The following is a 13,966-nucleotide window of genomic DNA, read 5'->3' on the forward strand; positions in this document are numbered from 1 at the left end:
AAAGTAGAAAAAACTTTTAATTTATATATTATAAAATTATTATTTACATTAAATAGTTGTCATTGTAAGGTATGTTTAATAGATAAATTCTTTTATTTATACTAAAAAGCATTTTACATAGTTAACTAGATTACTTGAAATAACTTCTTGAAAAAACGTTAAAACTAGATTAAACTTATGATTAGCCTATTTAAAAAGATTTTGGACTAATTTATGCTTTCCAACAAATCGACCAAATTAATTTTGTTGTGAGTATAAATTTAAAGTACGAGATCTTTGCTTATTTGTGTATGCGTAAAGATGTAGGATAATGTACCTAATATAAACATAACATTAATAACTATCGTACATATCCAACACATCTTTCAATTGAAGGTGTGTTTTTGTCGTATATATAGAGAAAACTGACCATTTAGTAAAAAAAGACCAAAAAAAAGAGCCTCACATGGAGGCAAGACCAAAATAAAAAATAAAGCTAAAAGCGACCAAACTTTTAACTTGAAAAAATTTTCGATACTTAAATTATAATCTATTTGTTATGCCTTTTCAACATTTATTTGTTGTTTATTTGTTGTGCAGATTATGATTTGTTGTATATTTTTCAGACCAATTTTTTACTTTTCAAAGTTAAGTTTTGCTGGTCCTTTTGCTTTTATTAGAAGGGAAGTACAACCTATATGTTAAATAGAAGCAAACTACGTGAGCATGCTTTGAAAAATAACCTCTCAACTATTGCTACAAGATTAATAGCACCTCTAGCTATGGTTACTGATATCGATGGAAGAATATATATAGATAAAGAAGATATCCGTAAACAAGAGCTAATGTCTACCCGTTGTATTCCTACTGCTTTTAAAGATTTAGAAGAGGCCAATTGTATATATAAAGAAGATGGTGTCTACTATAATAATATGGCAATTCACATTGACCATAGACCTACACGTTTTACTTATATTAGTCTATATAAGTTTTTCCAAGACAAGCAATTCAAGAAATTATACAAAAGACCTTTACAATTTTTATATTATATTCTAACTTCCCAACTACCTGGTGAATGGCATAGATTTGCTATTGAACGTGGTTATGTAACAGCAACTAATAATCCTATTCTTAGATATTTCTATAATTTTAAGGACTTATTAAATGTACTAGTGTTATTAATTGAAAATGGGCTTATCGAAATCGAGTTCACTCATGATGGAAAGAAACACCTGCTAACAAGTGATATAGAGAATGTACGTGAGTTACTTGAGGTGTATTGTGAATTAAATGAATTAAATCGTAAGAAACGTACATGTGATGAAAAAAAATCCCATGTAATACGTGTTCGTATTGCTAAAAAACATGTAAAAAGGGAAAATGTTACCTCTATATATGAACCGGAGCGTCTTGCTACTTTACGTGATTTACGTGACATAGCAATAAAACACGGTCATGATCTAGAGCAATTTGAACAATCGTCTTTAGAAAAGATACATATGACGAAAAAGAAACTATACGATAATTTTGGAAAATATGGCGTACAGTTATATAGAGACAGCTTACAACGCTTTTTCCAAGAACAATCTTTTATATTCCCGCGATTAATGCGTGAAGGGAAATTCGGAAATTACATTTTAAACTTCTATGTAATGCCTGCTATTCGTATGACTTTAACTCAGAAATTAGAAAAAATGAAAGTAGATTATCTACAATCTATGGATATCCTTTCTTTAGTAGAAGAAAGTGAGCCGTATATTAACTTTATTACAACTGCAGGTATTGATGATGAGGTTATTAATATTGCATCTGAAATCTCTACATATACTGAAATAAAGACAACTATTTCAAGAAATAAAGCTTGGGACATATATTTTAGTCGTTTAAATACTATTTATGATGAAAATATTCAAAAAGGGTTGAAGCAAGATTACATTCATCAACTTGCTAAAGAATACAAGTTAAGTAATCCTAATTTTGAACGTGAATTTGGACAAAAATTACCACAAAGAAATTTAACAACTGAAAACAATATAAAAGAAGATACTACTTCTATACACCCGGATAATAAAAAAACAATTGATGTTAAAGCTATGTTTAATAGTATTGTTAAAAATTAATTCAGAAAAAGTTTTTTTAAAAATCGGCTCATATTAGAGGGTTATTTACTATTGTCTTTTTTAAGCGTTTAAAAATCTACTATTTAAACGCTTATTTGTCATTTATAAATATATATACTGTATATAAAAACACCTTATTTGACAGCAATCTACTGCAAATAATTGATATATATATCGTAAATTGTGATATTAGACACCTTTTTACCTTTTTTTGTATATGAAAAAAATTTGTTATAGCAGATATTAATTATTTTATTCTTAAAATCTTTGCCTTTATCAACTATTTCTTTCTCTTATTGATATGTAGTTCACTAGGATCGAACAGTTATATTATCCAATAAATAGATATAGTGTTCTACCTATTGAACTGTCTGCATTTGTAACTAGTTATTTCTTCTCCATTACAGTAACTAATGTATTTTATTATTATCTTTATAATTTATATTATTATTCTTAGTATTATTATGTTCAGCTGCTCCCCAATTTATTCAAAAAGCAGATAAATTAACACTGTGTTATAATTCCAGTAGATTTATGAAAATATAATATATCTACATAACAATAATATAAAATAGTAGGAGGAATAATATGAAAATTATCGTGTTTTCAAATACAACTGGAGGCATAAAAGAACTAGTTGAACAAAATGAGCTATTAGCAGTAAAACCTGATCTCATACTCTTATTAGGTGATATACATAAAAGGGCATTATATTCTATTGAACATTTTTTCAAAGATATTCCTATATACGGGGTTTTAGGTGAAAATGATAGTAAAGATGCTTTTCATGATACAAATATCAAATCTTTACATCGTAATGTAGTAAATGTTAAAGGATATATTATTGCAGGATTTAGTGGAGTACCAATTTATACTGATAATAATAAAGTTGCTAATCAATTTACCGAACAAGAATTAAGTACCTTCTTAGATAAAATTGGTCCAGTCGATATTTTTGTAGCTCATGCTAATCCACGTTGGGCAAAGCCAGAGGATGAATTAGATTTATACAGAGGTTTTGAAGAATATTCAAATTACTTATTAAGGGATAGACCTAAGTTATTTTTACATGGCCATACAGGTTCCCCGCTAGTGTATAACATTCACGATGATACAACTGTTATTACTGTTAATGAATATCAAGTTTTAACTATTGATTAATATTAAATCCATTAATATGTATAAGATTTTTAATTTTATTATCAATTAATTAGGAAAGAGGTAATTAAATGAATCAATTATCTTTATTTGATGATGAATCGACACAAACCCTGCCAGGAAAAGCGAAGCAGTATTCTAGTAATAGTGAAAAAGTAGTAGGGGTTCCAATACATTTAATAGATAATTATAGAACTGATAAAAGAATTAATGGACTAACATACATAGAAGTGGAACAGTTAAATTGGTATGTAGAAAATGAATTAGAAATTAGAGCCACTGATGTAGTAAACGAACTAATTGAAAAATGTAGCACACCAAAGCTGTATTTTTCTACTGAAAAGTCTAAGGTATATCCTTTTGTATGTATGTATCTTGAATATTTATGTCAGAAAGGTATTTTAATTTTTGTAGCAAGTAAAGGGACACAAGAACGTGTTTATAAGAATATAAAATATTGTTAAACATACAATGTGAAAAAGTAGCAGATTTCTATTAAACTGCTTTTTCATTAGGAATAAAAACATTAAAATAATATATATAAATTAATTGAGGGGAGTGATGATATGTATTCATTGTTAAGTTTGTTGAGTATGTTTATAATGATTATTTTGATTATCCTAGTGATACACGGCATAGTAACAATGATGGATAGGGACTCTTGGATAAAAGGAACTTTAATTACAATAAGTGTGATGCTCGGTAGCGTATCCTGTTATTTTATTTATAGTGAAGGACGCTCTGCTGATGCCGCTATTATAGAGTCATATAAACAAGAAGCTAAAATACAGGAAAATAATCAAGTAGAACAATACAAATTAGTAGCAGATAAACTACAAACACAGGTGGATAAAGTTATTTTAGAAGATATAGAGGATTACAAAAAGGTAACAACAGATAAAGGAATATATAAACTTACACTTTTGTATGATGATACAGGGAGACTTAAGGGTATCGATACGCTAGAAAAGATTTACTAAGTAGATAACGTTTTATCCTATTGAACCGAAACCAACTATTAATAAGGGGGTTTCGGTTTTACAATTAAGTGACATAAAGAGGGGACAAGTATGGAGTTACAATTATTAAATAAAATCATTGAACAATTAAAAATTAAAGAAAATAAATCAAAAGACTTAAGAACCATTTGTAGTGATATAAATGCTATTGCAGCAATCATTATGGCAATCTTATTATCTCAAGGCTATAAGAATGCTGTTATTTTTGGAGGTATCATTATTGTATTGTTAGTAAATATTTGTGTTCATATATATTCATTTAAAAGGCATATGTACTTTATTAATGAAATTGAGGAAGTATTGAATCAAAATGCAAAAAAGTCCATTCAAGATTCTTTATATTTATCTAACGATCAAAAAGAGAGCTACATTACTGAATTTGATAATAAGGACGTAAAGCAAAGAATACAGCTCTTAAAAGTTATAGTAAATACAGAGAAAAATACTAGGCTTAGTCTTTATGTAAATTAATAGTATAATTTTGATAGGTAAATAAGGAGTAAGGAGCTTTAGATAATGACAGTAAAAGAAGAATTTAAACACCAGGAACAGGTTGATCTTTTGTTAGATAAGCAAATAAAGTATGGTAAAAAGGTTAAGAAGACAATGGCAGTACTTCTTATAATACTATTAGTAGCGATATTAACCGTACTATTAAATATTCAAAATCTGTATGTTGATGTTTTATTAATATTAATAGCAAGTATACTCTTTTTTATAGCACTATATTTTAGAAAGAAAAACGTATACTACCACATAACGGTAATGGAACTGATAACTAAAAAAGAAATAGAATCTATAAAAGAGTCTAAGTACCTAACAAATGGCCGAAAAGAACGATATTTAACGGATTTTTATAATGCTAAGGATACAGAAAAAGCAGTTATATTTTTACGTGCGATGGTAGAGGCAAAACAAAACGAAGAGTTATGGAAGGAAGAAACTGAGAATATATAGGTTTCTTCCATAACCTTAAGAGTAGGGTATTATTAATAATAGTCGTTTATGAAGAATATATTGTATTAGAAAAAGAGTCCATTTTATTATTTACAAGATGGACTCTTTTAATTTTAACTATATATTTCATTCTATTTTTATAATCTCCAACAGCCTTTCATTATGTTCAATATATCTATAGAGTTCTTGTATATTATTACTAATAAAGCTATGTTTAATTGGTGAACATTTTTCATTAATTAATTTAGTTTTTTCAAGTGCCAATTGCCCATGCAGTCGCGATAATGCACTTTTAATTATATTTACATCCTTTTCTAAACAAATATATGAACAATAGCAGCCTTTAATTCTTTTCCTTATTGGAACAGCTGCTTTACAAATTGTACATTGTTTTATTATTTCCTCAAATTCTACGCATGAATAAGGTATCTCGCTATTGCATTTATTGTTTTTCACACATGAATATATCCAAAAATCATTGGAAATAGTGTTTTTATTATATTCAAGTTTTTGATATATACATATATCACATTTAGAATCACTCATTATTTCACCCCGACATATAAACAAAAAACCTCAAGATCACGAAAGTATAGTTCTTCGTTCCTTAAAGGTTTATTCTCACAATTTATTTAAATTCACAGTATATTATTAAGTTCCTATCTATTAGTAGTACAATTTTTAAACTAAACTTGTTTCAAAATAGATTGTATTGGTTTGTACAGTTACTAACTCAAAATCATCTTCTTTGATTGGAATAATTATTGACGTTCCATCATCGGTATTAATTATAGAAGCCGTATAAAAATCTATCCTTAGAGAATTACCTCTAATATCATTAGCGTTTATATGTATTTTAGGATGCTCATTAGATATCTTTAATTGTCCTGCTTCATAGTTATTATGCTTACCATTATTTAAGGCAACCCGGTATGGTAGAATTAATGAGTCATCAATAGAAACGATTCTACCAGCATGTCCTTCCCATTTAGCTTTATTAATTATCTTCACAATGCTTCCTACTATTAAATTCATTAAATTTCCTCCTAAGTTTTGCTCGAATTAAATATCCTGTATTACAAAAGGACAACAAAAAAAGACCTCTTTGATTCGCTACTAATTTATTAATTAGATTTCACGAACCCAAAAGGTCTGTCTTGTTAATGTTATATAAAATAAAAAGTAATGATTTATGTAGATATATTAACAGACAATATTAGAAAATGGCAAATTAGAAATATCTTAATAAACATGGTAAGAAGTAATACATTGGATATGTAAAAAATAAAGAAGATAGCATGCCAATATAATGATAAAATTATGAACGAGGTGAGGAAATGAAAAAAATTATTTTTATTTTTGGTGTTATATTCTTGATCATTTCAGTCCTATATTTCTTCAAATGGGATCAATGGCAAGTAGAAAAAGTAGTTAAGGAAAATATTAATGCATTAAATGAACGAGATCATCACAAATATACAAGTACCCTTACTGCTACTGTCCAAGATAATACTTCTGTAGGCCCCGCAGCAGCACTCTTTATGAGCAATGCAAAGGCTAAGTTTGAAATAATAACTCTGGATACTAAAAAGCAAGATAAGACTACTTGGATAGTGAATACTAAACAAAAGATAATAGGCAGTAATGAAATTAAAGGGGATGAAAAATTAGATAAGACCATAGATATTAACTACCACATTAAAGATACTGAAAAAGGTTGGAAAATATCCTGGTATGAGTTGTCAGAGGAGAAATAACTTCTTGTTTATATTTATATCAATATATAGATATAAATAGCATTTGGCAGTAAACAGGGGGAAATAGAAGTATTTTACAATATATCGTAATATAACAAAAATATAAATAGATATATTTACAAATTTGTAGAATTATATTACAATTTAACTACTCTCTTTTTAAATAGTCATGCGACTATTTATTATTGTTTCGTTTCAACATTAATCATAATTACAATTATGAGGTGAAACCCTTACATCCCTAGCTAATCATAGCTAGGCTTTTTTTTATTCATGATAGTGTAACATTCTAATATAGGAAATAAGACTGATTAATAATAGTATAGAAAATAGGTAACGTATCTAAATACTATTTTTAATAAGTATTACAAATGGGTAACGTATATAAGTTACGTATATACGTTACCCATCATTCGTGTTCCTAATTCATATAAAAAGTTACAAATCTCTAAAACTATTTGATATACTATAAGCATTACAAGTATTTTTTCTTTTTATTATCACAAATAATAATCAAGCCCTCTTGGGGATCTGTGAATGGTATTTTTACCTTAACAATCTCTTAGAGGGCTTTTTTGCATGTTTACGATTTGTATAGATTTATATATAAAACAAAAAATAAAGGGGAATATATATGCGCAACATTATTGATTTTATAGAAATTTTAGTCTTTCTTTGGGTTGCAGCAAACATTTTTGGTTATTTTGTTTTTTCAAAGGAAGAGTAATAGTAAGGGAGTAGGTACTAATGAAAAATATTATACGAGTAAATAAGAAAACTAATGAAACTGATCATGTAGAAATCGAGTATTTTTTAAATTTTGTTAGTAGTTTCAATCAATGCTACGAAGAGTCCCTTTCATCCTTAATTAAGGGGTATGTTATACAGGATAATTCATTTGCATTTTATATTCCTGAGTTACATGACAAACTCACTTAAATGACGCTCCGTAATACTATTCTACTGCTAATGGATATTAATTGTATAAGCAACACTAATAAAAAAGAAGTTTCGAAGTTATTAAAAAAGTAAAACTAGAATTTAACAATTATATAAAACACCTAACTAGGTAAATTACCTACTGTTGGGTGTTTTTTTCTTTTATTAATTAAATTTAAAAAAGAGAAAAAATAAGTGGTATCTTATAATGATATCCATATAACCAATAGAAAAGAGGGGGATGCGATTATATGATACTTACAAGTAAAAATGAACCTGTTATAAATGGATGGCTAAGCCCTACGGGAGAGTTTCTTCACTGCAATTTGTATGAGCATTATACTTGTGCAGCTGCTTATGAAGATAAAGTGAGAGATCAATATTTAAGAATTGATGCTGGGAGTGAGGGGGAAAGCTCTTTTGTGAGTATAATATGTGGTTATTTAACAGATAAACAAACGGTTTGGATAATATCCCATATAAAATACTTTAATAATAATCAGGTAGAGGACCTAATTAATTATGGTTTAGTAATTGATTAATCGATATTCAAAGGTATAACAAGATGTTAGATGTGGAAATGCTGCTCCACCTCCTTTTGCAGAGGTACTCGTTAGATCTAATCTCCCCTAGTTATGTGTAGCTAAAAGAAATAAATATAGAGCATTCTTAAACACTTAATTCTTTAAGAAAGTTAAAATAAAATAAAATAATTAAGAAGACAGGTAAATACTAAAAGAAAATAGTATATATATTTTTAATAAAGAATATAATTGACCCCTTAACACAATTCTGTTACTTTATAGTTTGTTTCTTAAAAAGTAATAAGGTTTTAGTTATATGAATTTATAAAAGAGAAATACTAAGACTTAGTATATGATAAATATAAATATATTTTTAATTATAAATGATTAAAAGAAAATTAGAATAAATAACGATAGGGTGAGCTTAATGAAAAACAAAACGTTGCCTAAATTAAACAGATATTCATGGAGAAAGTCCGTTAATAGTGCGAGAGAACAATTAAAACAAACAAAAGGACATAAAGATTTGCAATTAGAAAGCATAGGTGATGGGCATGTTTGGTTTCTAGTTAGAAAAAAAGGTAGTTTTGGAATAACACAACAATTTAGAATAAAATACGATACCCAATCTAGAACGTTTGAATACTTCGAAAAAAAATAATAGAAGCTACTCTATTAATTATATTAAACATTAAGGCGAACGCATTTAATAATATGTGTTCGCCTTTTTTATTTTTAAAAGGTTTTTAATACATAATTTATTTAAGTTATAAATAAAAATTTCGTTGTTAAAATTCATTTGAACAATGATTATAATAATGTACATCTGGAAAAAAAAGTTAAGGTGAGTGCTATGCTAAAACAAGAGGCAGTTGTAGAACTATTACAAGAAATTGATACAGAAGATATTTTCATTGCGACAAGTTATTTGATAGATTTACCTTCGTTCATATATCCGTATGAAGATAGTGATAATGTTTGTTTAAAAATTAACAAAAAAGAATTAATCAAATTATTAGAAGTTGGAAAGGCATATTCAAATGGAGTTAGCACCATTACTCTTGCTATTAATGAGTTGTATCAACTACAAGATTGCATGAGAGTGGATCTAGCTGCAGAACAAACGCTCAGACCAACTAAGCGTTTAGTAAATTGTATAGGTATTGCATTAAATGATAAAAATTTAATAATGAACTTGGATATAATTTCAAACAATTCATTAAATGATTTATTGCATTCAAAAACTATAGAAAGTATTTACGTACTTTTATCTAAATAACCGAATTAAAAAGGGGAGATAGGGATGAATATCACTATGAGTGGAGAAGCAGAGAATGAGTTTACTAATGATGATGGGCTAGGATTTTTCAGAGGACTCATAAATGGATTTTTGATGGTGTTACCTATTTGGACTTTCTTTATTGGAGGACTGTTCTATATTTTATGAATATAAAAATTAAGTTATATGATTATAAGAGGGTATTAAGGTCTATGTTTTGAATATTATTTAATAGTATTCAAAACAGGAGGGATAAAATGAGTGCATATATCGAAATAGATTTAATTACAAGACCTTATAATCATCTATGGAATGATGCTCTACATGCAAGAGATTTAGCAAGAAAGACCACAGACGAATGGATGAGTGGTACATATGTTAGATGGTCCATTGTGACTGCATGTATGGCGTTAGAATCATATAGTTGTGATGCTCTTAGTGTTAATGAATTAGGTAGAGGTAGTTATCGAAATTGTATTGACGCTATACTTCAGAAAAAAGGATTTAGTCCCATAAATTGGAATAGTGGAATATGGAAAGATGTTTTAGATCACCGGAAAATTAGAAATTATTATACACACAGTAATGATTTACAAGAGAAGTTATGGCCTGATATGGTAGAAGCAGATAAAGCTATTGATTGCTTTAGAGCTGCAATAAAAGATCTTTATAGAATTGCTGGTAAACAATACCCTGATTTTTTAGATAGAATCTCAGGTTCTAATGTGAAGTAAACTAATTACTTATATACGTAAAACTAAAAAAACGAAATTCCTTAAATGGAATCTCGTTTTTTTAGTTAATAATAAAATATTTTATTATGTGCGGAAGATATTATTTAATAAGTGTCCCACCATCAGTAACGTTAGACTCTCCAGTTCCATTACCACTGATGTCTTCAACAGGAAGAGATGTAGAACCATCATTGCCACCTGGTTTATTATTTCTATTCATAGCTTTATATACGAACTGAGCATATTGCTCTCTAGTTACATTCAAACTCGGGCTATATTCATTATTGCCTGTTCCATCAGCAACATTATTAGTTTGCACAGCAGTAATAACATTTTTCGCCCAATGATCTTTAGGAACATCTTTAAAAGTAAGTTCACCAGCTATTTTTAAATTAAATGCCCTTGTAAGTATAGCTGCCATTTCAGCACGAGTTAAAGTATCCTTAGGTCGGTAATTTCCATTTTCGTCCCCTTTAATAACCCCTAAAGCTGTTAAAGATAAAATTTGTTTTGAGTAATTAGTAGTTTGAGAATTAACATCTGGATAAGGATTCTTGTACGTCCCTCTATCTTCTGGCTGAAGGTAATTGTACATTAGTATAGCTACTTGTTCGCGTGTCACATTATCCCCAAATCCAAAAATCCCATTCCCATAACCAATTACAATTTTCTTTTCTTTTAAATCTTGAATAGCAGTGAATGACCAGTGATTTTGAGGTACATCTACAAATCTCTCTTCAGCATGCGTTAAGGAACTACCTGCTCCTAGTAAAGATAGAGTACCAATAGATAATGCAGTACAAGCTTTAATAAATTTGTTTTTCATAAAAAATCCTCCTTCAATACAACTGTATATAAAAATAATTAGAATAATTAAATTGGTATATTAATTTATTAAGTATATTAATTATAACCTAGTATTGATTTCTTTGCATTTTAAAATTTTTAAAGAAAAAAATATTTTTTTAAATTTACTCTTAGAATATAGGGTAATTATGAATATAATACGCAAATAGAACAGGAAACTGTTGTTTACTACAAACAAAAAAATATATAAAAATAGATACAATTAAGGAGTGACCATTTATGAAAGAAATGAAACAAGAGGTATATGATAGTTTAGCAGCAGCGAAAAGAAACAAAGAAATTGTTACAGCCATGGTTCGTAACGTAAATGTACAGAAAATGAATATTCCAGGAGAAGGCGGCAAATTAGAATTAAGAGATGTGGAATGCGTATACTTCGCTCTTGAAGATGGAGCTTTAGGTATGTGTCCGGCTAGTGAGTTCTCGGAATATGAACATAAGTCATTGAACAGCTTCACTGGTACTATTCAAGAATTTATTGTATTAGGTATTGATAAAGAAAATAATTTAGCTGCTGTAAGTGTTAAACAAGCAGACGATATTAAAAAAGAGAAATTTTTAAAAGAAATCTATAAATTAGAAGAAGAAAATACCCTTAATGAAAAAGTTTTTGATGGAATTGTTACTGGAAGAAATGAAAATACACGTACAATTTTCTTAAAAGTTGAAGGTACGCCTTGCTTTATGAAACTTGCAGATTTAGATCATGAGCGCGTATTTGATATTGATTCTATTGCTCCTAGAAATGCAACAATTCCAGTGAAAGTAAAACGTTTTAAAGAAGATACAAAACAAATTCAAGTTAGTCGTAAAGCTGCTGTAGAAGATCCGTTTGAAGAATTACGCGATAAAGAACCTCATAATTATACTGCAACGGGTGTAGTTACAAATGTATCAGAGCGTGATGGTATATTTGTTAAGTTAGGAAAAGGCTTTACTATTAAGGCGTCTAAGCCACGTGAAGTTCAGGAACCTGTTGTTGGTGATATTGTAGCTGTTCGCATTGTTGAGATTAATATCGAAAAACGTTCTGCTAGAGGTGTTATTTTTTCATACCCTCAAGGGAAAAAACAACCAAAAAATTTAACTAGTTTCTTGTATAACTAATTGGAATTGGTATAGCATATGAAACCACAAGTTGTGCCTTTAAATTTTGAATATCCGTACTTTCGGAAGAAGGATGGTAGTATCTCAATTTGGGACGATCCAAGTATAACTGGAGGGATTGCCCTAATCGATAATTATCAACCTCTAACAAATCTCGGATCAGTATTAGGTAAAGCGAACAGTTACAATTACATGGAACAAGAAGACGTTATTTTATTGAAAATGGTTGGCGAATGTATAGCTGTAAATGAAAATCAGCTTAAAAGATTAATGAGTAAAATCATGAGTCGTTCCCAAGTATCACTACGCTTAAAGAAATTTAGAAGGTATGGGTTTGTTGAAAGATGGGACCTTAATTCATCAGAGGATCCAGATATAAAGCCGCCATCTCCATTTACTCTAGGACTAGCCGGTTATATTTTCTTAAAGCATTATTTTAATAAAGAGTTCTTTATGGAGCCTACTCGTTGGCAGACGTTAGGATTAAGTGCCATTCAACGTTATGTAGCTATTAATGAAATAAAGTGCCAAATTTATGAAACACAAGGATTACGTAGCTTTAAATGGCAGGGATGTATTCTAAACAATCCACAACTGATTAATAGCTTTGCAGCTATAGAAGCACTAACCGAAGCAGGGAACATAAATTTTGTATTAGAAAGAGTTCAGCAATCTAAAGATTATATTGCATATTTAACTGAAAGATTAATGAAATGGGACCAAGTCTACCAGCAATATAAACTGCTTCCAATTCAAGGCATGAGTCAACATAAAACGTCCTTAATTATAAGCGTATCCTGCTTATCGCTAGCAGAAGAGATAATTACAAAATTAAATTTAGAATTATATAAACTGCCTTGCATTTTCTGTATTGAAGAAAATGTAGAGTCTGATGGTTTTTCTAAATCATTCTACGTAAAAAAACCGGATGCCTCAAAAAATAAAGCAGAATTGTTACAAGTTGATATGCCATTCTTTAAATGATGCGGTACTTGAAGAACACCAAAATATATATGTGAATTATGCATATACAGGTGTTCTTCTTTTTATCAAATTGAGTTTTCAAATAATTATAGAGTAAATTTACAAAGGTGGAGAACTACATGCAAAAAGTCGTACTAGGTATGAAATATGAGCCTTTTTATAAATTTTTCCTAGACCATTTTCAGGGGGACTTTGATATTTGTGAAACAAACATTAATAAATTTGAGGATGTAAATACTTATGTATCACAATATAAACCAGAAGTCTTAATTTTTGCTGAGCAATTTTTAGAATTTGAAGATGAAGATAATAAAGATGAGAAAATAATTGAACTTATAAAAAGCCTTTCAAAAAACATTAGGGTTTGCTACATGTGCATTAGAAATATAGATGACACATTTTTTGATCAATTAAAGGAGCTAGGGATTACAGATATATTCTATACGCCTGAAATTGATATGAATCGGATTAAACAACAACTAAAAAAACGTGCAAATAAAGATAATGTTGTATTTTATGGTACTACAGAACCGATTAAGTAG

At 28.7% G+C, this 13,966-nt stretch carries 18 protein-coding genes; 15 read left to right on the top strand and 3 right to left on the bottom strand.

What is annotated here, in order from left to right:
* Nucleotides 1-677: 677 nt before the first annotated feature.
* From BCG9842_RS27260 to BCG9842_RS31730, 6 genes are all read left to right on the top strand, one after another.
* Nucleotides 678-2,099, top strand: a complete 1,422-nt coding sequence (locus BCG9842_RS27260; RefSeq protein ID WP_000934734.1) for a hypothetical protein — start codon at nt 678-680, stop codon at nt 2,097-2,099.
* A 588-nt stretch (nt 2,100-2,687) separates the two neighbouring features.
* Nucleotides 2,688-3,260, top strand: a complete 573-nt coding sequence (locus BCG9842_RS27265; protein WP_000692389.1) for a metallophosphoesterase family protein — start codon at nt 2,688-2,690, stop codon at nt 3,258-3,260.
* 68 nt (nt 3,261-3,328) lie between these two features.
* The gene (locus tag BCG9842_RS27270) at nt 3,329-3,721 is read left to right on the top strand and encodes a DUF3895 domain-containing protein (protein ID WP_001072815.1); all 393 of its coding nucleotides are present in this window, start codon (nt 3,329-3,331) and stop codon (nt 3,719-3,721) included.
* Between the two features lie 102 nt (nt 3,722-3,823).
* Complete coding sequence (locus tag BCG9842_RS27275; RefSeq protein WP_000287115.1) at nt 3,824-4,237, top strand: hypothetical protein; 414 nt, start codon at nt 3,824-3,826, stop codon at nt 4,235-4,237.
* 90 nt (nt 4,238-4,327) lie between these two features.
* Nucleotides 4,328-4,747: a hypothetical protein gene (locus BCG9842_RS27280; RefSeq protein ID WP_000422874.1), complete on the top strand. Its 420-nt coding sequence runs from the start codon at nt 4,328-4,330 to the stop codon at nt 4,745-4,747.
* A gap of 45 nt (nt 4,748-4,792) precedes the next feature.
* Nucleotides 4,793-5,233, top strand: a complete 441-nt coding sequence (locus tag BCG9842_RS31730) for a hypothetical protein (RefSeq protein ID WP_000216289.1) — start codon at nt 4,793-4,795, stop codon at nt 5,231-5,233.
* A gap of 126 nt (nt 5,234-5,359) precedes the next feature.
* Here BCG9842_RS31730 and BCG9842_RS27290 read toward each other — a convergent pair whose 3' ends face one another.
* Nucleotides 5,360-5,779, bottom strand: a complete 420-nt coding sequence (locus BCG9842_RS27290) for a hypothetical protein (RefSeq protein ID WP_001284018.1) — start codon at nt 5,777-5,779, stop codon at nt 5,360-5,362.
* 135 nt (nt 5,780-5,914) lie between these two features.
* Nucleotides 5,915-6,268, bottom strand: coding sequence for a hypothetical protein (locus tag BCG9842_RS27295; RefSeq protein WP_001049236.1), 354 nt, complete (start codon nt 6,266-6,268; stop codon nt 5,915-5,917).
* A 302-nt stretch (nt 6,269-6,570) separates the two neighbouring features.
* On the opposite strand from BCG9842_RS27295, the gene BCG9842_RS27300 reads away from it, so the two are divergent.
* The 6 genes from BCG9842_RS27300 to BCG9842_RS27325 all read left to right on the top strand — a co-directional run bounded on the left by BCG9842_RS27300 (nt 6,571) and on the right by BCG9842_RS27325 (nt 10,466).
* Nucleotides 6,571-6,990, top strand: a complete 420-nt coding sequence (locus BCG9842_RS27300; protein ID WP_000720024.1) for a hypothetical protein — start codon at nt 6,571-6,573, stop codon at nt 6,988-6,990.
* Between the two features lie 1,190 nt (nt 6,991-8,180).
* Complete coding sequence (locus BCG9842_RS27310) at nt 8,181-8,471, top strand: hypothetical protein (RefSeq protein ID WP_000604176.1); 291 nt, start codon at nt 8,181-8,183, stop codon at nt 8,469-8,471.
* Between the two features lie 409 nt (nt 8,472-8,880).
* The gene (locus BCG9842_RS27315) at nt 8,881-9,114 is read left to right on the top strand and encodes a hypothetical protein (RefSeq protein ID WP_000792398.1); all 234 of its coding nucleotides are present in this window, start codon (nt 8,881-8,883) and stop codon (nt 9,112-9,114) included.
* A 192-nt stretch (nt 9,115-9,306) separates the two neighbouring features.
* The gene (locus BCG9842_RS27320; protein ID WP_000917566.1) at nt 9,307-9,732 is read left to right on the top strand and encodes a hypothetical protein; all 426 of its coding nucleotides are present in this window, start codon (nt 9,307-9,309) and stop codon (nt 9,730-9,732) included.
* 24 nt (nt 9,733-9,756) lie between these two features.
* Complete coding sequence (locus BCG9842_RS31455; RefSeq protein WP_001027869.1) at nt 9,757-9,900, top strand: hypothetical protein; 144 nt, start codon at nt 9,757-9,759, stop codon at nt 9,898-9,900.
* Nucleotides 9,901-9,989: 89 nt separating this feature from the next.
* Nucleotides 9,990-10,466 (top strand): hypothetical protein, encoded by a 477-nt coding sequence (locus BCG9842_RS27325; RefSeq protein WP_001277279.1) that lies wholly within the window; start codon nt 9,990-9,992, stop codon nt 10,464-10,466.
* A 100-nt stretch (nt 10,467-10,566) separates the two neighbouring features.
* Here BCG9842_RS27325 and BCG9842_RS27330 read toward each other — a convergent pair whose 3' ends face one another.
* Nucleotides 10,567-11,292, bottom strand: coding sequence for an S-layer homology domain-containing protein (locus tag BCG9842_RS27330; protein ID WP_000790782.1), 726 nt, complete (start codon nt 11,290-11,292; stop codon nt 10,567-10,569).
* Between the two features lie 260 nt (nt 11,293-11,552).
* Here BCG9842_RS27330 and BCG9842_RS27335 point away from each other — a divergent pair, with 260 nt between their 5' ends.
* The 3 genes from BCG9842_RS27335 (at nt 11,553) to BCG9842_RS27345 (ending at nt 13,966) form a co-directional block, all read left to right on the top strand.
* Nucleotides 11,553-12,440, top strand: a complete 888-nt coding sequence (locus BCG9842_RS27335; RefSeq protein ID WP_000661723.1) for a hypothetical protein — start codon at nt 11,553-11,555, stop codon at nt 12,438-12,440.
* 18 nt (nt 12,441-12,458) lie between these two features.
* Entirely contained in the window at nt 12,459-13,424 is a 966-nt protein-coding gene (locus tag BCG9842_RS27340; RefSeq protein WP_000804353.1) for a hypothetical protein, read from the top strand.
* Between the two features lie 119 nt (nt 13,425-13,543).
* Complete coding sequence (locus tag BCG9842_RS27345; RefSeq protein WP_001174779.1) at nt 13,544-13,966, top strand: hypothetical protein; 423 nt, start codon at nt 13,544-13,546, stop codon at nt 13,964-13,966.

It is taken from the genome of Bacillus cereus G9842 (assembly GCF_000021305.1).
Lineage (GTDB): Bacteria > Bacillota > Bacilli > Bacillales > Bacillaceae_G > Bacillus_A > Bacillus_A thuringiensis_S.

Coding starts and splice junctions, on each gene's coding strand:
- BCG9842_RS27270 (WP_001072815.1), top strand. CDS start 3,329: ATGAATCAATTATCTTTATTTGATGATGAATCGACACAAACCCTGCCA.
- BCG9842_RS27340 (WP_000804353.1), top strand. CDS start 12,459: ATGAAACCACAAGTTGTGCCTTTAAATTTTGAATATCCGTACTTTCGG.
- BCG9842_RS27315 (WP_000792398.1), top strand. CDS start 8,881: ATGAAAAACAAAACGTTGCCTAAATTAAACAGATATTCATGGAGAAAG.
- BCG9842_RS27345 (WP_001174779.1), top strand. CDS start 13,544: ATGCAAAAAGTCGTACTAGGTATGAAATATGAGCCTTTTTATAAATTT.
- BCG9842_RS27325 (WP_001277279.1), top strand. CDS start 9,990: ATGAGTGCATATATCGAAATAGATTTAATTACAAGACCTTATAATCAT.
- BCG9842_RS27320 (WP_000917566.1), top strand. CDS start 9,307: ATGCTAAAACAAGAGGCAGTTGTAGAACTATTACAAGAAATTGATACA.
- BCG9842_RS31730 (WP_000216289.1), top strand. CDS start 4,793: ATGACAGTAAAAGAAGAATTTAAACACCAGGAACAGGTTGATCTTTTG.
- BCG9842_RS27280 (WP_000422874.1), top strand. CDS start 4,328: ATGGAGTTACAATTATTAAATAAAATCATTGAACAATTAAAAATTAAA.
- BCG9842_RS27265 (WP_000692389.1), top strand. CDS start 2,688: ATGAAAATTATCGTGTTTTCAAATACAACTGGAGGCATAAAAGAACTA.
- BCG9842_RS27295 (WP_001049236.1), bottom strand. CDS start 6,268: ATGAATTTAATAGTAGGAAGCATTGTGAAGATAATTAATAAAGCTAAA.
- BCG9842_RS27290 (WP_001284018.1), bottom strand. CDS start 5,779: ATGAGTGATTCTAAATGTGATATATGTATATATCAAAAACTTGAATAT.
- BCG9842_RS31455 (WP_001027869.1), top strand. CDS start 9,757: ATGAATATCACTATGAGTGGAGAAGCAGAGAATGAGTTTACTAATGAT.
- BCG9842_RS27300 (WP_000720024.1), top strand. CDS start 6,571: ATGAAAAAAATTATTTTTATTTTTGGTGTTATATTCTTGATCATTTCA.
- BCG9842_RS27310 (WP_000604176.1), top strand. CDS start 8,181: ATGATACTTACAAGTAAAAATGAACCTGTTATAAATGGATGGCTAAGC.
- BCG9842_RS27330 (WP_000790782.1), bottom strand. CDS start 11,292: ATGAAAAACAAATTTATTAAAGCTTGTACTGCATTATCTATTGGTACT.
- BCG9842_RS27335 (WP_000661723.1), top strand. CDS start 11,553: ATGAAAGAAATGAAACAAGAGGTATATGATAGTTTAGCAGCAGCGAAA.
- BCG9842_RS27260 (WP_000934734.1), top strand. CDS start 678: ATGTTAAATAGAAGCAAACTACGTGAGCATGCTTTGAAAAATAACCTC.
- BCG9842_RS27275 (WP_000287115.1), top strand. CDS start 3,824: ATGTATTCATTGTTAAGTTTGTTGAGTATGTTTATAATGATTATTTTG.